Raw genomic sequence first — 19,541 nt, 5'->3', positions numbered from 1 at the left:
TCTACGGGGCGGAGGACGTCCATCCTGACGCCGACCCCGCGCCCATGGCGCCAGCCGAGCGACCATTTACCGTCTCACCCCGCGACACCTTTGTCGACGGCGCCGCCCTGTTCCCCGGCGACACCGGCGTACTGCCCATGAAGGTCCGCCAGGCGCTGGTGAAGCTCCTCAAGGGGCCGTACATCGACGGCGGCCGCGACGAGAAACTGTGGACCGTGCTGCTGGACAACCAGGTAATCCTGCGCAGCCGCCTCTCCGAACTGTTCCTTGCCCTGCAGTTGGACCATGAACGGAAAATCGCTGTCCTCCGCCCGGTGGATCCCGAGGTGATCGGAGGCAGTACGCGCTCCAGCATCCTGCGCCAGCAGCGTGCGCTCAGCCGGGTGGAGACCATCGTGCTGCTCCGGCTCCGCCTGCTGCTCGACCGGCACGTGACGGCCCAGACCGATCCCACCATCACCCGTGAGGAGATCAGCGACCTGGTGGCGCACTACCAGCCGTCCGGCCAGCAGGACGCCCTCCGGGACGCGGATGTGGTGACCCGGGCCATCACCAAGCTCCTGGCCCGGCAGCTCCTCCTCCCCACCGGACTGGACGACGTCTACACCATTTCCAACGCCCTGCCCCTGGCACTCCCGTTCGAAAACATCGGCGACATCCCGGCCCACATCGAGGCCCTGGTGGCGGCCAGCACCGATCCCACCGGGACCGAGGCGCTGATCGACGTCGACGCCAACGCGGTGGTTGAGAACGCCGAAGCCGACGACGATGACACCGACGAAGCGGAGGCCGCGAAGTGACTGTTGCAAGCATGCTCCCGCTGGGCGACGTCACGAACCCCGGACAGATGCGCCTTGCCTTGGTGCAGGTGGTCAACTGGGGGACGTTCCACGGGGCGCACACCATGCACGTGGACCGGAACGGGACCCTGCTCACGGGCAACTCCGGCGTGGGGAAGTCCACCCTGTTCGATGCGATGTTGCGGGTTTTCGATGCGCGGCCGAGGTCCAACGAGGCGGCTGCACAGCGTTCGGGCGGCGCCGTGGAGGACAAGCGGACCACGTTCACGTACATGCGTGGCAAGGTGGGCGACAAAGCGGTGGGCGAGGGCTCGGCCAGTGCTTTCCAGCGTCCGGGTGCCACCTGGTCCGCCGTCGCCCTGACGTTCGACAACGCTGCCGGCACCCGGGTGACGGTATCGGCACTGTTCGACCTTCCGAAGAACGGCACCGAGTCCAGCGTGGGCCGGTTCTACCTGATCGACAACGTGCCACTGGACCTTGAGGCCGTGGAGGGCATCGCGGACAAACGTTTCACAAAGGGCGCGCTGGAGACGGTCTTCCCGCACGCCCAGGTGTTCGACGTGCACAAGGCGTTCGCGGAGCGGTTCCGGCGGCTGCTGGGGATCAGCTCGGACCAGGCGCTGCCCCTGCTGCGCGTCATCCAGGCCGGCAAGGGGCTTGGCGGCAGCGTCAACACCTTCTTCCGCGACCAGGTCCTCGATGCGCCCGCCACGCTCGCCGCGGCTGACGATGTGGTGGAGGAGTTCAGCAACCTGATGTCGATCCGCCAGCGGCTGGAGGACGTCCGGCAGCAGCGGGACCAGCTGGCACCCGTGCCCGGTCTCAACCGCGAGTATGCGCAGTCGCTGCTGGATGCGAACCGGCTCCGCGAACTGGTGGGGGAGGAGTTCGAGGCCTACAAGCAGAAGCTCGCTGTCGAGGTCCACCGGAAGACCCTGCTCCGGTTCAAGGAACTGGCCCAGGCGAAAGCCAAGGAGCTGGGCGCCGAACGCGCCGTCCGTGACGGGCTGGCCAAGGAACTGCGGCAGCTGGAGACGGACTACCACAGCCAGGGCGGCAACGCGATCTCGGCCATCGAGCAGTCGCTGGAGAACGCCCGGGTTGGCCTGAAGCTCCGCCGCCAGGTGGAGGAGGCGGCCCAGCTGGCACTGTCCGACGCCGGGCTGCAGCTTGAGTGGAGCGCGGCCGGCTGGGAGCAGGCACATGAGCAGGCGGCGGCCCGGTCCGCCGAGCTGAAGGATGATTCGCAGGCCCTGCAGGAGCTCCGGTTCGAGGCGTTCGACGCGCACGCCACCCGGAAACGCGAACTGGCCGCGGCTGAGCAGGAACTCGTGTCGCTGAAGACGCGCAAGTCCCTGCTGCCGCCGTCGAGCATTGAAAACCGGGCCGCGATTGCCGCCTCAACCGGCATTCCCGAAGACCATATGCCGTTCGCCGGCGAACTCATGGACCTCGCCGAAGGGGAGGAGCGGTGGCGCCCGGCCGCCGAACGCGCGCTCCGCAGCCTGGCCACCACGCTGCTGGTCCCCGGTGAGCACTTCGCTGCCGTGACCCGCTACCTGAACGACCACAACGTCCGCGGCGCGCTGCGGGCCGTGGACGTCTCCAAACCGCTCGCCGGCGGTGCGCTCGCCGTTGAGGACGTGCGCGACGGCGACCTGCTGACCAAGCTGGACATCCTCGCCTCCGGCGCGGCCGCCGTTGCCGGTGAATGGATCCGTGAGCGCATCGCACTGGATTTTGCCTACCCCTGCGTGGAGGATCCGGATGAACTGGCGGCGCTGGACAAGGGCCTGAGCCTGGGCGGCGTGGTTAAGCGGAACCGCCACACGGTTGAAAAGGATGACCGCTTCACCAGCCGCCAGGACTACGTCCTCGGCTTTGACAACGCCGCCAAGCTGGAACTCGTGGCCGGACAGGTGGAGGACCTGCGGCAGGAAGTGGCCAAGGCTGCCGAACTGGCGCAGAGCCGGGAGGACTCGCACCAGGGCATGAGCCGGCAGCTCGATGCCCTGCGGCGGATCGCCGAGGACGACCGCCGCTGGGAACAGGTGTCTGCAGCGGTGGCGGCGGATGAGCTGGCGCGGATCGAGCAGCGGCTCAAGGACGCCCTGGCCGCGCAGGCGGACCTCGAACCGCTCCGGGCCACCATCGAGGAAGTCCGGCAGAAACACCAGTCCAGCACCGAGTCCGCAGCCGTCCTGCAAAGCGAATACAAGGCACTCGACCGCCAGCTGACCGGCGCGGACGCGCTGCTGGAAGCCGCACGCCGGCGCCTGGCCCAGGCGCCGCCGTCGGACGCTACCGTGACAGCGCTGGAGCCGTACTTCGCTGAATTCGGCGACGTGACCGAGATGCATGAGCTGGACAACCTGGCCAACCGGGTGCGGACCGCCCTGCTGGGCGAACTGCACACCGCCGAGTCCCGGGGACAGGCCACGGCCGAGCGGCTCACGCGGATCTTCGAGGGCTTCGTGCGGGAGTGGGGCAGCGCCATCTCGGCGGACCACGGAACCAGCATCGGCGCCGCCAGCGATTTCGAGTCGCGCTACCACGCAATCGTGAACGACGGCCTGCCCGCTCAGGAGGCGGAGTTCCGGCAGTTCTTCAACCAGCGCACGCACGAATCCTTCAGCACGCTGCTGCACCTGCTGGACGAGGAACGCCGCTCCATCACCAGCAGGATCCTGCCCCTGAACGGCATCCTGTCCCAGGTGAACTTCCACGAAGGCAGCTACCTTGAGCTGGACATCAAGCAGACGTTGCCACCCACGGCGAAGCAGTTCAAGGACGCCATCCAGAATGCCCTGAAGGCCCGCCACACCCGGCCGGCCAAGGCGGATGCGGGGCGTGCCGACGGTCCGGCTCCGGACAAGGACGACGACGGCGAGCTCACCGCCCGCTACAAGTCCCTGGAGACGCTGGTGAAAAGGCTTGGCTCGCAGGCGCCAGAGGACCGGCGCTGGCGGGCCGAGGTGCTGGACGTGCGCGGCCACCTGTTCATCCAGTGCAAGGAACACCGCGAGGTGGCGGCGTCCGCCTCGGGGAAGAACAAGGGCGGCAAGAAGACTGAGGTGTTCATGCACGCCGATACCGGGTCCATGTCCGGAGGCGAGCGGCAGCGGTTCACTGCGTTTATCATGGCCGCGGCCCTGAGCTACCAGCTGGGCATCGCCGAGCAGGGCTTCACCACATACGGCACCGTGATGATGGATGAGGCGTTCGTCCTGGCCTCCGAGGAGTTCGCCGGGGCCGGAATCAAGGCGCTGCATGAATTCGGGTTCCAGCTGCTGCTGGCTGCGCCCGAAAACGTGATCGACCTCTCCCGCCACCTGGGCTCCGTGACCGAGATCCTGCGGGACCGGCGCACCAACCGCTCCGGCGTCCTCACAGCGCCGGTGATCCGCCCCCGCCCGGGGGAGGAAGGGGCCTGGCGGTCCGAGGCAAACCCGGTGGACATCGTCCTTCGCTGACCGGCAGGCGGGAAGNACGAGGGTGAAGGCGGCTTCCCGCCTGCTTTTGCCTGCGCTGCCTACTTGGCTTGAACCCGTGCCAGGAACTGGGCCGTGCGGTCCTGCAGCCCCTGGATCTGGCGCTTCACCACGAGGGCCGGGTCGGGGTTGATCTCATTGGCCGGCGGTTCCTTGCGGACGTTGCCGCAGCACAGGAAGTCGGCACAGATCAGGGTGCCAACCGTGTTGCCGTCGCGTCCGGACTTGCCGGCGCGCCTGGCAACCCACAGGAGGACCTCCTCTTTGGAAAATACGTCGCGGCAGAGTTCGCACAGCACTGAGCGTTTCTTCCTGGCGCCTCCTTCGGGTGCCCGGAGCATGACCCCGGTGAGGCCCGACGGTCCCGGAACCACCAGGTAACCGCGAAGCGGCATCTTTTCGTCCCGCCAGCCCAGGAACTCCAGGTTGTCCCAGTCGAGTGAGTCGAAGTCCTTGGGCAACGTCAGTTTTGCGGCTTCCGACCGGCTGGCGTTGACGAAGGAGGAGCGGATTTGTTGGGGCGTGACTGATTGCATGGCTGAACTTTCGCGGAAGGTGTGGCGGCCCGAATTCGGGCCAGGGTAACGGGGGGAGTCAGTCAGTCTCCGCGGAGCAGGCCAAAGCGGCCACCCCGCTTTCCACGGCAGCGGCGGTCTGGATGACCTTCAGCGTGCTCATTGTTCCCGTTGTCCTGTTCTTGTCCAGCCTTCCGGCGGTGCTGCCACCGGACCGGCAAAGGCCATCCTGCCAAATCAGGTGCGTGCTGTTCAAGATGGCCGCCTGCAGTATGCCCTTCGTCACACGTCTTTGATTAGGGGACAAAAGCATTGCGTAATTCCCTAAAACATAGGTTAGCCTTACTTAAGTTTTTAGCCGACTGACCTTAGGAGTCCCGTGACGTCCCCCCTCTTCCCCGGCCCCATGGCCTCCCGCCGGACGCTTTTCGCCACCGCCGGCAAGGCCGCGGTGGTGGCCGCTGCGGCATTCACCCTCTCGGCCTGCAGCACGGGTCCCGCCTCCTCCGTTTCGGATGCGGGATCTGCCTCCAGCAGCGCGCTGTTCCCCGTCACCATCAAGCACGCCTACGGCAGCACCACTATCGAGAAGCAGCCCACCCGCGTGGCAACGGTGTCCTGGGTGAACGACGACGTCGCCATCGCCCTCGGAGTGGTTCCGGTGGGCGTCCCCAAGAATGAGTGGGGCGGCAACGACAAGGGCTCCACCCCCTGGAAGGACGCTGCCCTCGAGAAGCTGGGTGCCGGCTTCGGCTCAGCCAAGGCTCCGGTGCAATACTCCGAGGCCGACGGCGTCAACTTCACCGAGATCGCCAAGCTCAGCCCGGACGTCATCCTGGCCGCCTATTCCGGCCTCACCGAAGAGGACTACAAAAAGCTCAGCGAAATCGCACCCGTGGTGGCCCACCCGGACGTGGCCTATGGAACATCCTGGCAGGACTCCACCGCCATCATCGGCAAGGCCTTCGGCAAGGACGCCGAAGCTGCCAAGCTGGTTTCCGATACCGAAGCCGCTATCAAGGACAAGGTCTCCCAGTACCCGCAGATCCAGGGCAAGAGCTTCATCTACGGCAACCTGGAGCCCGCGAAGGGCGACGGCGTGAACGTCTACACCGCCAACGACAACCGGCCCCGCTTCCTGAGCGAAATCGGCATGACCCTCGCCCCCGTGGTGGCGGAGAACTCCAAGGGTTCCAAGGAGTTCTACATCCCGTGGTCGGCCGAGAAGGCCAATGAACTTCAGTCGGACATCTTCGTCACCTGGGTCCCGGACGCCTCCACCACCGACGCCATCAAGGCCGATCCGCTGCTCGGCCAGATCCCGGCCATCAAAAACGGTGCCCTGGTAGCGGATTCGGATAACACCCTGACCCTTTCCATCTCGGCATCGTCGCCGCTGAGCCTGCCGTGGTTCGTGGACACCTTCCTGCCGCAGCTGGCCAAAGCAGCGGACGCAGTGAAGTAGGGGCAGCTAAATGAGTACGACGACGGCACGTCCGGCAGCGGGCCACGGCGCCCGGGTGCCGGCCGGGGCAGTCCCTGGTCCCCTCCGCGGTGGGGCTCCGGGGAGGAAGCAGGCCGCCTGGCTGCTGGCCGCCGTCGTCGTACTGGTCCTGCTGGCCGCAGCGTCCCTGGCCGTGGGGGCCCGTGACGTTCCCCTGGCCGCCGTGTGGCAGGCCCTTACTGGGTTTGATCCGGGGAACGGCGACCACGCCGTGGTCCAGGCCCGCATCCCGCGCACCGTCCTTGGCCTGCTTGCCGGCGGAGCCCTGGGCCTGGCGGGTGCCGCCATGCAGGGGGTGGCCCGCAATCCGTTGGCCGATCCGGGCATCATCGGCGTCAACGCCGGGGCGGCCCTGGCCGTGGTTACCGGAATCTATGTCTTCGGCATCACGGGGTTCGCCGGCTACGTCTGGTTCGCCTTCGCCGGGGCGGCCGCTGCCGCCGTGGTGGTGTACCTGGTCGCCTCGCTGGGCAGGGAAGGTGCCACCCCGGTCAAACTTGCGCTGGCAGGAGCAGCCCTCAGCGCCGGACTGTCCTCGCTGATGAACATCATCCTGGTCTCCAGCCAGGACACCCTGGACCGGTTCCGCTTTTGGCAGGTGGGCGGTGTTGCCGGCCGGGACTGGTCCGTGATCCTGCCCGGGCTGCCGTTCCTCGCTGCAGGCGCGCTGGTGGTCCTGCTGGCCGGCCGGACGCTCAACGGCCTTGCCCTCGGTGAGGACATCGCCCGCGGGCTTGGCCAGCGGGTGGGCCTGTCCCGCGCTGTGATCGCGCTGGGGATCGTCCTGCTCTGCGGGACGGCCACCGCGCTGGCCGGGCCCATCGGCTTCGTGGGCCTGGTGGTGCCGCACGCCGTCCGTTTCCTCACCGGTCCGGACTACCGCTGGATCCTGCCCTTTTCCCTTATCGCCGCCCCGGCGCTGCTGCTGGGCGCCGACATCTTTGGCCGGGTGGTGCTGCTTCCCGGTGAGGTCCCGGCCGGCATCATGACCGCGCTGCTGGGTGCACCTGTATTCGTCTGGCTCATCCGCCGCGGGAAGGGGGCCGGCCTGTGATTACCAGCAAGGCCGGGCGCCGGACCGCATTGCTGGCCGCCGCCGTCGTGCTCCTGTTCTTCGCGTCCGTCCTGCTGGGCAGCTACACGGTGACCATTCCCGACTTCTTCTCCATCGTCAGCAACCACCTGACCGGCGGCCCGAAAATCCCCGGCGCCAGCTTCATCGTGATGGAGGACAAACTCCCCCGGACCGTCATCGGCACCATGATCGGGACCGCGTTCGGACTCGCCGGCGCACTGTTCCAGACCATGCTCCGGAATCCCCTGGCCAGCCCCGACGTCATCGGCATCAGCTCCGGGGCCAGCGCCGCTGCGGTGGTGGCCATCGTCGTGTTCGGTGCCTCCGGCGGCGCGGTTTCCGGGGCTGCGCTGGCGGGTGCACTGGCCGTGGCCGCCCTTATCTACGGGATCTCCCGCGGCGGGGCGGCCCGCGGAGCCGGGCGGGGCAATGCCGCCGGAAACAGGCTGGTCCTCGCCGGCGTGGGGATCGCGGCCGCGCTGCAGGCTGCGATCAGTTTCCTGCTGACCCGCGCAGATATCCGGACAGCCGCCGACGTCCTGGTCTGGCTCAACGGATCATTGAATTCCGCCAACTGGGACCGCGCCGGCATCCTGTTCCTCGCGCTCGCGGTGCTGGTTCCCGCCGTCGTGGCCATCGCCGGACCACTGCGCATCCTGGAACTCGGGGATGACGCTGCCGCCGGGCTGGGGGTCCGGGTTCACGCCGCACGCCTGGCCCTGGTGGTCATCGCGGTAGCGCTCGCCGCGGTGGCGACGGCGGCTGCCGGGCCGGTCTCGTTCGTCGCATTCCTGGCCGGACCCATCGCCCGGCGCTTTACCGGGAGAAGCAGCCTGCCGGCGTCGGCCCTGGTGGGCGCCCTGATCGTCCTGGCCGCCGACTACTTCGCCGCCAACCTGGCCCCGCTGCTGCTGGACGGCACCGTCCTGCCGGTGGGCGTCGTCACCGGCGCGCTCGGCGCGCCGTTCCTGCTGTGGCTCCTGGTCACGGCCAACCGAAAGGATGCCTGACGTGCCTGTTCTCGAAGCCCGGGACCTGACGCTTACCTACGGCCAGCGCCGCGTGGTGGACGGCCTGACCATCGGAATCCCCGAGGGCAAGGTGACCATGATCGTGGGCGCCAATGCCTGCGGGAAGTCCACCCTGCTCCGCGGCCTGTCCCGGCTCCTGAAGCCCTCGGGCGGGGCCGTGACGCTAAACGGCAAGGACATCCACTCCCGACCAGCCCGTGAACTGGCCCGCACCCTGGGCCTGCTTCCCCAACACCCCACCGCCCCCGACGGCATCACCGTGCGTGACCTGGTGGGCAGGGGCCGCTACCCGCACCAGGGCTTCTTCCGCAGCTGGAGCGACAAGGACGACGCCGCCGTTCAGCGCGCGCTGGAGGTCACGGGAACGCTGGACCTGGCCGGGCGCGACGTGGACGAACTCTCCGGCGGGCAGCGGCAGCGGGTATGGATCGCCATGGCCCTGGCCCAGGAAACCGACGTGCTGCTGCTGGATGAGCCCACCACGTACCTGGACCTTGCCCACCAGGTGGAAGTCCTGGACCTGGTGACGGACCTGAACCGGAGCCGTGGCACCACCGTTGCCATCGTCCTGCACGACCTCAACCTCGCCGCCCGCTACGCCGACCACGTCATCGCCATGCAGGCCGGGGCCGTGATGGCCGCGGGCTCACCGGGAGACGTGGTGACCGAGGAACTGGTCCGCGGGGTCTTCGGCCTGGAGTCCCGCGTCATCCCGGACCCCGTCTCCGGCACGCCCCTCATCATTCCCATCGGCCGCCATCATGCCATCGCCAACGAACTGGAGCCCGCCCCATGAAGACCCGCGAAACCGCCGCCACCCAGCCTGCGGCAGCCCAGCCTATGAGCCTGGCCTTCGAGGTCACTGTCTCCTCCGTCCGGCAGCTGAGCCCCACCTTCCGCAGGGTGACTTTCGGTGGTTACTCGCTGCGCGATTTCGGCGTCCATGGCCACACCCTGGACCTGCGCATCAAGCTGCTGATTCCATCGCTGTCCGCGGACGGGACCCGGCTGCCGCTCCCCGCCTTCCATACTGGCCAGGCCAGCTGGTACCGGGACTGGCTGGCCATGGATCCCGCGGTGCGCGGGGCGATGCGCACCTACACGGTCCGGGAGGCACGGCTGGACGCGGTGTACCCGGAGATCGACGTCGATTTCGTTATGCACGTGGGCGAACCCGGGCACGGCGGGCCCGCCGCGAACTGGGCACTGAACGCCAAGCCAGGGGATGCCCTCACCGTCATTGGTCCCAATAACCGTGCCGCGCACTGCGTCACGGCGGAGACCTATTCCGGCATCGAGTGGCGGCCCGGGCTGGCCCAGCGCATCCTGCTTGCCGGCGACGAAACAGCAGTTCCAGCCATCTCCGCCATTCTCGAGAGCCTCCCGCCGTACATGAGCGGCCACGCCTTCCTGGAAGTCCCGGAAGCCGGCGACTTCCTCGAACTCGGCTCCCCGGCGGACATCGCCATCACCTGGCTCGCCCGTGGCGCGGCCATCGGCCGTTCGCGGCCGCACGGCCAGCTGCTGCAGCAGGCCGTGCGCAAGGCGGTCCCCGTGCCCGGCTGGGTTGGCATTAAAGCGGACGACGGCGGCGCAGGCCCGGAGCCCGAAGACGTCAATGTGGACGTGGACATCCTGTGGGAGACACCCGCCCGGATGGAGACCGCGGACATCAGCGCCAGCAAGAACCCCGGCATGCCCGCCGGGGCCATGCCTTTCTACGTCTGGATGGCCGGTGAAGCGGCCGTGATCAAGGACCTGCGCCGGTACCTCGTCCGCGACGTTGGCATCGACCGGAAGCAGGTGGCGTTCATGGGGTACTGGCGGCAGGGCAAAGCCGAAGGGTAACCGCAGCCGGAGCCCCTCCGGCTCGCTGACACACATTTGCCGGCCCTGCCAAGACCGGCCAATGCTGTGTCATTCGGTGTGACAAGCATTACACTACGGATACTTCAACTGGAAAATTAAGGTCTCATTCCATGAAAACTATCCGTCGTACGCTCATCTCTGCCCTGACACTTATAGTCATGCTCGTTTCGTTCGCCGTTGTGGGCAGCGGGGCGAATGCGGTGGGAGCACTGACAGTTGCACCCGCGGCGGACAGTTACGTCCAGGCCGACCGGCCCACGGAGAACTTCGGAACGAGCGTCCGCTGGTCCACTGAGGGCCGGACGGGCATCTCGCGGAGCAGCCTGCTGCGGTTCAACATCCAGGTCCCCTCCGGTGAACACATCACGTCGGCAAAGCTGCGGGCGTACTCGGAGGCGGCGGCGACATCGACGGAGTTTGTGGACGTTTACACCACGGGCGGCGCATGGACCGAAACGGGCGTCACGTGGAACAACGCTCCGGCCCGCGGGACCTGGCTGGGCAGGACCGGTGGATTCTCCACGGGGTCCTGGGTGGAGTGGGACGTCACCAAGGGAGTCACGGCGACCGGCGGGGAGCAGAATTTCCGGCTGGAATCCAGCGCGCAGAAGTGGCTGGGCTTCAAGTCGAACCAGGCCCTGGACCCGGCGCTGCGTCCAAAGCTGGTGGTTACCACTGCGGCTGACACGGTGGCGACGGAACCCACCCCAACTCCAACCCCCACCCCCACCCCCGCGCCCACCGACCCGGGCGGCGTCCAGGCTGCTGCCACCCAGAACTGGGGTGCACCCGTCGCCGGCGATGAGTTCAACTACACCGGGGCCCCGGACGCAACCAAATGGAGCGTGTACAAAGGTGCAGGGCACGCCGGCAACGGCATCCGCAGCCCTGAGCAGGTTAAGGTGGACGGCTCCGCCATGGTCATGAGCGGAACCCCGGACGGGACCACCGCCGGCATGTCCGCCAAGTTCGCCAACCAGAAGTACGGGCGCTGGGAGGTCCGCGCCGCCGGGTCCGGCGACAATGAGTACCACATGGTTTCGATCCTGTGGCCGGACAGCGGGAACTGGCCCTGCGACGGCGAAGTGGATTACGCGGAAACAACGGGCGACTGGAACGTGATCAAGTTCTTCCAGCACTTCTCCTGCAGCAACTCCCAGACCAGGGCCAGCAAGACGCTGGACGTTTCCCAGTTCCACAACTATGCAGTGGACTGGTCCCCGGCCGGGATAGTCGGTTACGTGGATGGCGTGAAGTGGTTTGAGGACAACGACCCCACCCATCAGCCTCCGGGCAGCATGCACCAGACGCTCCAGCTGGACTGGTTCCCGGATACTACCGCTGACGGTGCTGCCGAAATGCGGGTGGACTGGGTGCGTGTCTACCCGGCGGCAAGCGGGACGGGCCCGGCCCCCACGACGAGCCCGGCGCCCGCCCCGACTACGGCGCCCACCCCGAGCCCGACCCCGACGGCGACACCCACCCTTCCGCCGTCGGGTGATTCTTTCGACTTCGCCGCCGTCGGCGACATGAACCCATCCGGAAACACGTCGACAAGTTCGGCCTCCGGTAAGAACGCTGCGAGCATCATCGGCAGCCTCAACGATGGATCGCTGGATAATTTCCTCGCCATCGGCGACTTCCAATACGACAAGGGCACCTGCTCGGCGCTCGGGGCATGGAACACTCTGTGGGGCGGGGTGAAGGCCAAGACCTACTGGACCGCGGGCCCGAACCACGACCTGGAGCCGGGAGTGAATGATGACGTGGACCGGTTCATGGACGGCCAATGCGTGGACGCCACCAAGTCCGCCACCAGCACCACTTTGGGCCGGTTCCAGGATGCCCTGGAGTGGTATTCCTTCGACAAGGGGAACTGGCATATCCTCGTGGCGCCCACGGCAACGTGGCGGTACAACGCGTCCAGGGCGCAGGCTATGACCGCGGAGATGGACGCCGATCTGAAGGCGGCCAAAGCGGCGGGGAAGCACCTGGCGGCCGTCTATCATGACCCATATTTCACGTCCAACACGTCCAGCCACACGCGCTTCATCCAGGCGAAGCCCTGGATCGACATGTTCTGGAGCAACCGGGTGAAGGTGTTGCTGTCCGGCTCCCAGCACAACTATGAGCGGACCTGCCCGGTGAACAACGCGGACCAATGCGTGCCCGACGGCATGCAGCAGTTCCAGGTGTCCACTGGCGGTATCGGCCTCCGCTCGTTCACCAGCGACCCGGCCTACATCCAGCGGAAGTTCAGTGACACCTGGGGCCACCTGAGGATGAGTTTGAAAGCGGACGGCACCTACACCTGGGAGTTCCGCCCGGTGCACGGAGCGATGCAGACGGACAGCGGGTCCCGGACCCCATGATCCAAGGGCGGCGCGCCGTGGCAATTACGGCTGCTGCCGCCCAGCCGCCCACTTGCTGTTCATCCCGGCGTCGTCCTCCCGTCTCCTTGCGCCGTTAGGTTGGGGCGGTGGTGCCTGAATCCTTGCTTCCTGACTTCGGGCGGCGTGTGTTTGTTGCCCTTGGCGATTCCTTCACGGAGGGCGTGGGGGACCGGGACGAACGGTTGCCCAACGGGGTGCGGGGCTGGGCCGACAGGGTGGCCGAGAAGCTTGCCAAGGCACAGCCGGGGTGGAAGTACGCCAACCTGGCCATCCGGAGCAAACGGCTGCGGCACATCATCGATGAGCAACTGGAGCCCGCGCTCCGGATGCAGCCCACCCTGATCACGCTCTATGCCGGCGGCAACGACATCCTGGACCTGAAAACGGACATGCCGGCGCTGATGGCGGACTATGAGCACTTTGTTGCCAGGCTTGCCGGAACCGGCGCCACATTGGTGCTTTTCACCGGGTTCGACGTCAAGGTTTCAGCGCTGCTGGAGCCGCTCAAGAAACGCAATGCCTATTACAACCGCCGGGTCCGGGAGATCGCGCGGAAGTACAGCGCGGTGCTGGTTGACTACTGGTGCCTGGACGCTTTCCAGGACCGCCGCATGTGGGACTCGGACCGGCTCCACATGTCCAAGGCCGGGCACAAATACCTCGCCGGGCAGGTCCTGGACCAGCTGGGCGTGCCGCACAAGATCAAGCCGAAGGACTGGGAGCCCGCCCCCAGGCTCGGCATGCGGGAATGGGAGCGGCGCCAGCGGCGATGGGTGCACGATTGGGTCCTGCCGCTCTTTGGCCGCAAGCTTCGCGGCGTCACGCTGGGGGATGCGCTCAGGCCGCGCTGGCCCGAACCCGTGAAGGTCCCCCGGAAAGGCGGCCTGAAGAAGCTTGCCGTGGACAGTCCCGACGGCGGCGGCGCACCTTAGCCGGGCTGGCTGCTTTGCAGGGGGCTCCGTCAGTTGGGTTGGGCGGGCGGGGTGTCCAGGAGGTTTTCAAACCCTGGCGCAACCCGGCCGGCGTGGAACTCCACCACCTCGAAGTCGGCCACGCCATTGGTGTAGAACGGGTCCTGGGCCAGGCTCGCATCGAGCGTGTCCCGTTCGGCCTGCGAGAGCAGCAACCCGCCCGTGCGGGGAATCTTGCGCCCGGCAGCGATGAACACGCCGTCGTCGAACGCCTTCTGCAGCCAGGAGATATGAGCGTCGTTGTGGAAGTCGACGATCTCCTGGGGCACCCGGTAGGTAAGGGAAACAACATACATGGGTCCAAGCCTACGGGGCCGCGCAAGCTACTTGAAGGATCAATCGTAGAATGGGGACCATGACCGAACCCCGCTGGCTCAACGCTGACGAACGCCGCGCCTGGCTGGCGCTGGTGAGCATCAACACGCTGCTGCCCGCGGCCCTGGACACCAGGCTCCACACAGCCGGGAAGCTGTCCCTCTTCGATTACACGGTACTGGCCATGCTTTCCGAAGCCGAGGGCCGGTTCCTGCCCATGAGCGAGCTTGCCGCCCGCAGCAGTGCCTCCCTGTCCCGCCTCTCGCATGTGGTGACCAAGCTGCAGAAGCGCGGCTGGGTGGAACGCCGCCCGCATCCCCGCGATGCCAGGGTGACCACCGCCCACCTCACCGAGGAAGGCATGTCGACCATCGTGGGACTCGCCCCGGGCCACGTCGAAGACGTCCGGGACCTGTTCCTTGATGCCCTGACCGAGCAGGACGTGCTGGACCTGGCGCGGATCGGTGAAAAAGTGGTGGGGCGGCTGGACAAGGACCATTGGATCCTGCGCGAAACGCAGCCCTGACCGGTTGATTGGTTGCTTCCGGCAACGGATGGCAAACTAACCGGATGGATTTCACTTCCCGGTATGTTGCACTCGGCGATTCCTTCACCGAAGGCGTTGGTGACGAAGACCCCACACGCCCCAACGGCGTCCGGGGCTGGGCGGACCGTGCTGCCGAACAGCTCTGCGCCGCCGACCCGGGCTTCGGCTACGCCAACCTGGCCATCCGCGGCAGGAAGCTCCGGCAGATTATGGCGGAACAGGTGGACGCCGCCGTCGAGCTGAATCCCACGCTGGTGAGCATCTACGCCGGCGCCAATGACATCCTGCGTCCGCGCGTGGACATCGATGACCTCCTGGTGGAGTACAACGACGCCGTGGGCAAGCTCAGTGCCACCGGCGCCACCGTGGTGATGTTCACCGGGTTCGACGCGCGCGGTTCAAAGGTTTTTGGCACCATGCGCGGCCGTACCGCCATCTATAACGAACTGGTGCGCGGAATCGCGGGGGACCATGGGGCGCTGCTGGTGGACTACTGGCGCTTCAGCGAATACTACGACTGGGGCATGTGGGCCCATGACCGGATGCATATGTCCGCCGCCGGCCACGCCAACATGGCCAAGCGATTCCTCGAGGTCCTCAAGTACGAGCACTCGATCGACGTCCCGCCCATGTCCCCCGTGCCGGAACTGAGCCGGGCCGAGGCCATCCGCGCCAACGCCCAGTGGGTCCGCGAGTATGCGGCTCCGTGGGTGGTCCGGCGGGTCACCGGCAAGTCATCCGGTGACAACCTGCGGCCCAAGTACCCACGGCCCACCCGGCTTTAGCAGGGACCTGCCCCCGCTGGTCAGGCCGGGTGGAAGCCAGGGGTGGCCAGCATCGAACCGTCTGCATGGATGGCCAACACGGACACATCCCAGGTGTCGGCCGCGTGGTTCAGCATCCGCGTTCCGCCTGCCACGATCGCCGTCGCCAGGACGTCCGCGGTCACGATGTCCGGGGCCGCAACCGTGACCTGGACGAAGTCGGAAGCATTCCCCACCCGCCAAATGTGCTCGCCGCGTTCGGCGGAGCCTGAGGTCGCAATCGCTTTGTGCCGGCTGTTGCCGCCCAGCGCGTACCCGGTGATGAGCGTGCGGCGGTCCGCGGGGTCCACAACTCCTGCTTTCCACGGCTCGGTGCTCCCCGGCGCCGGTGAGCCGCTGACCAGGACGTCGCCCCCGGCATTGAGGCACCAGTCGTGGCGGCCCAGGGCAAGCAGCGACGTTCCTGCTTCACGGATGGCATGGCCCTTAATGAGTCCCGAAAGGTCCAGCACGCCGTCGGGCCGTTCCGGGGTGAAGGCCCCTTCCGTGCGCAGGCGCCACTCATGCGCCTCGGCGTACCGGTCACGCATCTGCGCCGAGGCTTGGGGCAGCTTCAGTTCACCGCGCGCCAGCCTGCTGGCTTCCGAGTCCGGACGGTACAGGCTGAACGTTCCGTCCAGCTCCCGGAACAGGCGTTCGACGACGGCGGTGGCGGCAGCGAGCTCATCGAGCCCCGGCTGCCCTTCCGCGGGGGAGCCGACGGGCAGCGTCAGGCCGATGACCGTTCCCATGCACTCAAAGGTGCGTGCCTTCAGTGTTGGGCTGCCGTCGTTTGGACGCGGGTCAGAGGTTTGCTGCATCGATGGCTGCCTGGAGTGAGGTCAGGTAGGCGTCGCTGGTGATGGTGGCGCCGCTGACGGTCTGGACATCTGCTGACTGCGCGGCGAGGACCTTGCTGCGCAGCAGAGGTGCGGCGCGGTTGCTGATCTGGATCGACTTGCCGTCTGTGTTGGTCAGCTGGAGGGCCGTGACGTCGGTGATCTTTCCGTTGGCGACCGTGATCTGGACCTGGACCGGGCCGAACCTGGTTTGGACAGTGGTTCCCTTGAACGTGCCGGAGGCAGTTGACCCGGTGGCCGTTGCCCCGGACGAACCCGCTGCGCTCGATCCTGTTCCGGTGGAACCCGTGGTTCCTGTCGCCGTCGTACTTGATGCGACGGTGCTGATCCCGTTGACCTGCGTGCCTGTCTGCCAGCCCGCCAGGAGGATTCCGGCGGAGGCTAGGGCCGCTGCCACTGTTCCTCGTATTGTCACCAGTCAAACCTTTCGTGATGAATCTGTTCTTCGGGGACGCCGGCCTTCCCGGCATCCGCAATGACGTTCGCCGCCCACGCCGCCGGGCCGCAGACGTAGACGTCCGCTTCGGCAATGTCCGGCACGTAGGAGGTCAGGCTGTAGCCGTTTTGCACGGCGTCCTCGGAAAGCCAGGTGGAGCCGCCGTGGGAACGGGGCCCCGTGAGGTGGAAGAGCCTGACTCCCCGGGCCTGGCAGAGGTCGAGGATTTCGTCGGCCAGATAGAGCTCCTGGCCGGTATGGCCGCGGAGCAGGACCGTCGCCTCCCCGGGAGCGAACGGCGTGCTCTCCAGGAGGGCCCGCAGCGGAGTGATGCCGATCCCGGCGCCGATCATCACCACCTTGTTCCTGGTCCGGGCCGCCGTGCTAAGCAGTCCGTACGGGCCCTCGAGTGCCACCTTGGTCCCCTTCCGCAGCCGGAGGAGCCGGGCCGAACCGTCACCGAGGTTCCGCACCGTGACCCGCAGCGTCCCTTGCCCGTCGGGGCCATGGAAGACAGGCTCCGCGGAGAGGCTGAACGGGTGCGGGTGCCACCACATGCCCGGAGCCAGGAACCGCCAGATGAAGAAGCGTCCGCCCGTTTCGGCCAGCTGGTTGAGCTTCCGTCCCTTCATGACGATGTTCACCACGCCGGGAGCCACGGCTTCCACCCCGGCCACCGTCAGCTGGTGCCGCGCGGAGGCCAGCACGGGCTCAAGGACCCGGAAGTACACCAGGGCCGAGCCGGTGTAGATGCAGATGGCGAGCCAGTACCACCGCTGCCAGGTGCCGGCCGCAAAAAGGCCGCCCACACTGAACTGGTGCGGAATTGACGTTGCCACCGCCGCATATGTCAGGAGGTGGACCACGTACCAGAACTCGTAGGGAAAGCGGCGCCGGACAGCCACCAGGGACGTCACCACGACGGCGATGAACAGTGCCATGGAGACGAATGCCAGCCACATATCCTGCACCTGGGCCCAGAGGTTGATGGATTCGCTGACCGGATCCAGTCCTTCGGCCATGCCGTACCCGACGACGAGCAGGAGGCCGTGGATCAGAAGGAGGTACAGGGAAGGCTTGCCCAGTTTTCCGTGGAACTCCAGGGCGCGGTCGTGGCCGATGGTGCGGTCAATGAAGGGGATCCTCGCGGCCAGGAGAAGCATGAGCAGGACCAGGTCCATGCCCGCCAGCCCGGCCACTATCCCGGCTGCCGTGAAAGCGGCTGCAGGTGAGGTGATGTTGGTGGCTCCGCCGTCGGCCAACCACAGGGAAATTGCCGCGGCAACGGATGCCCAGGCGATGACAGTCAGGAGGTCAGTCCGCAGCATGCGCTGCCTGTACTGGCGTGCAAACCAGCCGCCGGCGGGTCTTCTTGCTGCTGATGGGAGCTCCGGGCGGCCGGAGCTGCTTGCGGCCGGAGTTGCCGGCAGGAGCTGCGTGTTCATGCATCCACAATGGGCGCGGAAACTATGATCCTGCTGTGAAAAAGGGCCAGCCCAGGCTGTGATCTTTTCCAGGCCCCTTATACACCCTTTGTTGCCCGATTGGTCTTTAATTGCGCCACCTCGTAGACTTGGTAGGCGCTAAGTGCGCGGAGCGTGCGCAATTGCTCCGGTTGCCCGGTAATTTTCTCCAGGGTGGCCGGTAGTTAGGGGCTCAAGTTGCGTAACTAACCGTTGCCCGTACATTCTGTGGGTCGCACTTGGCAGCATGGTCCAGCAGCAGATATGCGGATCATTACTTTCAATTCTTGAGGAGAAGTCATGGCAGCACACTGCCAAGTGACCGGGGCCGAGCCGGGCTTTGGGCACAGCATTTCGCACTCGCACCGCCGCAACAAGCGTCGGTTCGATCCGAACATCCAGAAGAAGCGCTACTGGGTTCCGTCCCTGCGCCGTAACGTCACCCTGCAGGTCTCTGCACGTGGCATCAAGACCATCGACGTGCGCGGTATCGACGCAGTCGTCGCCGACATTCTTGCTCGTGGGGTGAAGCTCTAGTGGCTAAGGACAAGGACGTACGTCCGATCATCAAGCTCAAGTCGACCGCTGGCACGGGCTACACCTACGTGACCCGCAAGAACCGTCGTAACGACCCTGACCGCATGGTCCTGAAGAAGTACGACCCCAAGATCCGCCAGCACGTCGAATTCCGAGAGGAGCGCTAAACATGGCTAAGAAGTCCAAGATTGCTCGCAACGAGCAGCGCAAGGTCATCGTTGAGCGTTACGCTGCAAAGCGCCTCGAACTGAAGAAGACCCTGGTTGACGAGAACGCAACCGACGAAGCACGCGAAGCAGCCCGCCTGGGCCTGCAGAAGCTGCCCCGCAACGCGTCCCCGATCCGTCTGCGCAACCGCGACATCATCGACGGCCGCCCCCGTGGCACCTTCCAGAAGTTCGGCATCTCCCGTGTCCGTTTCCGCGACATGGCACACAAGGGCGAACTCCCGGGCATCACCAAGTCTTCCTGGTAATTCAGTACCGCTGAATCCAGCTGCTTGAGAAGGGCCGGCAACCTCAGGGTTGCCGGCCCTTCTGCGTTAAGCCGCGGCAGTCGGGCAGCGGGTGCCGGGGTCTGTGCGGCAGCCCACACGCCGGAATTACGACGGCGGCAAGCCGCCTGGGTGCTCCATGCCGGGTTTCGCCGCGGAATCCCGGGGATGTCCAGCCCTTGGAGGGCCGGTTTGCGGTGGGCCCGGACTGCGTGTATTGTTTTCTAAGTCGCCGCGGGGGAGACAGCGAAGAGCTGGTAACCGCGGGTGGCAAAACCCCCCAATTCAAAGCCTGTTTCTGGTTGCTCTTTAGGGCGCTGGAAATTGGTATGGGGTGGTCTTCAATTTCGGTGTGGGTCCTGGAAGATGGATTTGCTTCGGGGGTGGGGATCGGGTAAGTTTGAAAAGTTGCTCCGGAGCGATCCTGAACGTTGG

The 19,541-nt window shown here is 66.5% G+C and carries 20 protein-coding genes; 14 read left to right on the top strand and 6 right to left on the bottom strand.

The window, feature by feature from the left end:
• The first annotated feature begins 44 nt into the window (after positions 1–44).
• Both ACTJK0_RS19355 and ACTJK0_RS19350 read left to right on the top strand, forming a co-directional pair.
• Complete coding sequence (locus ACTJK0_RS19355) at positions 45–800, top strand: DUF4194 domain-containing protein (protein WP_440746289.1); 756 nt, start codon at positions 45–47, stop codon at positions 798–800.
• Positions 797–4,276: an ATP-binding protein gene (locus tag ACTJK0_RS19350; protein WP_440746279.1), complete on the top strand. Its 3,480-nt coding sequence runs from the start codon at positions 797–799 to the stop codon at positions 4,274–4,276. The genes ACTJK0_RS19355 and ACTJK0_RS19350 overlap by 4 nt, the downstream gene beginning before the upstream one ends.
• A gap of 59 nt (positions 4,277–4,335) precedes the next feature.
• Here the strand turns inward: ACTJK0_RS19350 and ACTJK0_RS19345 are convergent, their stop codons facing one another.
• Positions 4,336–4,830: an FBP domain-containing protein gene (locus ACTJK0_RS19345; protein ID WP_440746278.1), complete on the bottom strand. Its 495-nt coding sequence runs from the start codon at positions 4,828–4,830 to the stop codon at positions 4,336–4,338.
• A 58-nt stretch (positions 4,831–4,888) separates the two neighbouring features.
• Entirely contained in the window at positions 4,889–5,065 is a 177-nt protein-coding gene (locus tag ACTJK0_RS19340; protein WP_440746277.1) for a hypothetical protein, read from the bottom strand.
• 123 nt (positions 5,066–5,188) lie between these two features.
• Here ACTJK0_RS19340 and ACTJK0_RS19335 point away from each other — a divergent pair, with 123 nt between their 5' ends.
• The 7 genes from ACTJK0_RS19335 (at position 5,189) to ACTJK0_RS19305 (ending at position 13,613) form a co-directional block, all read left to right on the top strand.
• Entirely contained in the window at positions 5,189–6,274 is a 1,086-nt protein-coding gene (locus tag ACTJK0_RS19335; protein WP_440746276.1) for an iron-siderophore ABC transporter substrate-binding protein, read from the top strand.
• A gap of 10 nt (positions 6,275–6,284) precedes the next feature.
• A complete protein-coding gene (locus tag ACTJK0_RS19330; RefSeq protein WP_440746275.1) occupies positions 6,285–7,367 on the top strand; it encodes a FecCD family ABC transporter permease in 1,083 nt (360 codons plus the stop codon).
• Positions 7,364–8,398, top strand: coding sequence for a FecCD family ABC transporter permease (locus ACTJK0_RS19325; protein WP_440746274.1), 1,035 nt, complete (start codon positions 7,364–7,366; stop codon positions 8,396–8,398). The genes ACTJK0_RS19330 and ACTJK0_RS19325 overlap by 4 nt, the downstream gene beginning before the upstream one ends.
• A gap of 1 nt (position 8,399) precedes the next feature.
• Entirely contained in the window at positions 8,400–9,215 is an 816-nt protein-coding gene (locus ACTJK0_RS19320; RefSeq protein WP_440746273.1) for an ABC transporter ATP-binding protein, read from the top strand.
• Positions 9,212–10,267 (top strand): siderophore-interacting protein, encoded by a 1,056-nt coding sequence (locus ACTJK0_RS19315; RefSeq protein ID WP_440746272.1) that lies wholly within the window; start codon positions 9,212–9,214, stop codon positions 10,265–10,267. Before ACTJK0_RS19320 ends, ACTJK0_RS19315 begins: the two co-directional genes overlap by 4 nt.
• A 131-nt stretch (positions 10,268–10,398) precedes the next feature.
• Positions 10,399–12,660, top strand: coding sequence for a CBM96 family carbohydrate-binding protein (locus tag ACTJK0_RS19310; protein ID WP_440746271.1), 2,262 nt, complete (start codon positions 10,399–10,401; stop codon positions 12,658–12,660).
• A gap of 107 nt (positions 12,661–12,767) precedes the next feature.
• Positions 12,768–13,613, top strand: a complete 846-nt coding sequence (locus ACTJK0_RS19305; RefSeq protein WP_440746270.1) for an SGNH/GDSL hydrolase family protein — start codon at positions 12,768–12,770, stop codon at positions 13,611–13,613.
• Positions 13,614–13,642: 29 nt separating this feature from the next.
• On the opposite strand, the gene ACTJK0_RS19300 is transcribed toward ACTJK0_RS19305, so the two are convergent.
• A complete protein-coding gene (locus ACTJK0_RS19300) occupies positions 13,643–13,948 on the bottom strand; it encodes a YciI family protein (protein WP_440746269.1) in 306 nt (101 codons plus the stop codon).
• A 59-nt stretch (positions 13,949–14,007) separates the two neighbouring features.
• Here ACTJK0_RS19300 and ACTJK0_RS19295 point away from each other — a divergent pair, with 59 nt between their 5' ends.
• A complete protein-coding gene (locus tag ACTJK0_RS19295) occupies positions 14,008–14,493 on the top strand; it encodes a MarR family transcriptional regulator (protein WP_110545780.1) in 486 nt (161 codons plus the stop codon).
• Between the two features lie 44 nt (positions 14,494–14,537).
• Positions 14,538–15,299, top strand: coding sequence for an SGNH/GDSL hydrolase family protein (locus ACTJK0_RS19290; RefSeq protein ID WP_440746268.1), 762 nt, complete (start codon positions 14,538–14,540; stop codon positions 15,297–15,299).
• Positions 15,300–15,319: 20 nt separating this feature from the next.
• Here the strand turns inward: ACTJK0_RS19290 and ACTJK0_RS19285 are convergent, their stop codons facing one another.
• Genes ACTJK0_RS19285 through ACTJK0_RS19275 form a run of 3 tightly spaced genes read right to left on the bottom strand, consistent with a single transcriptional unit; the run spans position 15,320 to position 17,941 of the window.
• Positions 15,320–16,069 carry an FAD:protein FMN transferase gene (locus tag ACTJK0_RS19285; RefSeq protein WP_440746267.1) on the bottom strand — a complete coding sequence of 250 codons (750 nt, stop codon included), beginning with the start codon at positions 16,067–16,069 and terminating at the stop codon, positions 15,320–15,322.
• A gap of 52 nt (positions 16,070–16,121) precedes the next feature.
• Positions 16,122–16,592, bottom strand: a complete 471-nt coding sequence (locus ACTJK0_RS19280) for an FMN-binding protein (RefSeq protein ID WP_110545769.1) — start codon at positions 16,590–16,592, stop codon at positions 16,122–16,124.
• On the bottom strand, positions 16,589–17,941 hold the full coding sequence (locus tag ACTJK0_RS19275; protein WP_440746266.1) for a ferredoxin reductase family protein: 1,353 nt from the start codon (positions 17,939–17,941) through the stop codon (positions 16,589–16,591). The genes ACTJK0_RS19280 and ACTJK0_RS19275 overlap by 4 nt, the downstream gene beginning before the upstream one ends.
• A 435-nt stretch (positions 17,942–18,376) precedes the next feature.
• On the opposite strand from ACTJK0_RS19275, the gene rpmB reads away from it, so the two are divergent.
• From rpmB to rpsN, 3 genes are read left to right on the top strand one after another with little or no spacing between them, the layout of a single operon-like run.
• Entirely contained in the window at positions 18,377–18,613 is a 237-nt protein-coding gene (gene rpmB / locus ACTJK0_RS19270) for a 50S ribosomal protein L28 (protein WP_018763944.1), read from the top strand.
• Entirely contained in the window at positions 18,613–18,780 is a 168-nt protein-coding gene (gene rpmG, locus ACTJK0_RS19265) for a 50S ribosomal protein L33 (RefSeq protein ID WP_013602737.1), read from the top strand. The genes rpmB and rpmG overlap by 1 nt, the downstream gene beginning before the upstream one ends.
• 2 nt (positions 18,781–18,782) lie before the next feature.
• Positions 18,783–19,088: a 30S ribosomal protein S14 gene (rpsN, locus tag ACTJK0_RS19260; RefSeq protein WP_009358853.1), complete on the top strand. Its 306-nt coding sequence runs from the start codon at positions 18,783–18,785 to the stop codon at positions 19,086–19,088.
• Positions 19,089–19,541 lie beyond the last annotated feature (453 nt).

This window comes from Paenarthrobacter sp. 22069 (assembly GCF_052046035.1).
In the GTDB taxonomy this organism is placed as follows: domain Bacteria; phylum Actinomycetota; class Actinomycetes; order Actinomycetales; family Micrococcaceae; genus Arthrobacter.
Note: the sequence above shows the minus strand (reverse complement) of the source record. Positions and strands in the feature narration are given on the sequence as shown.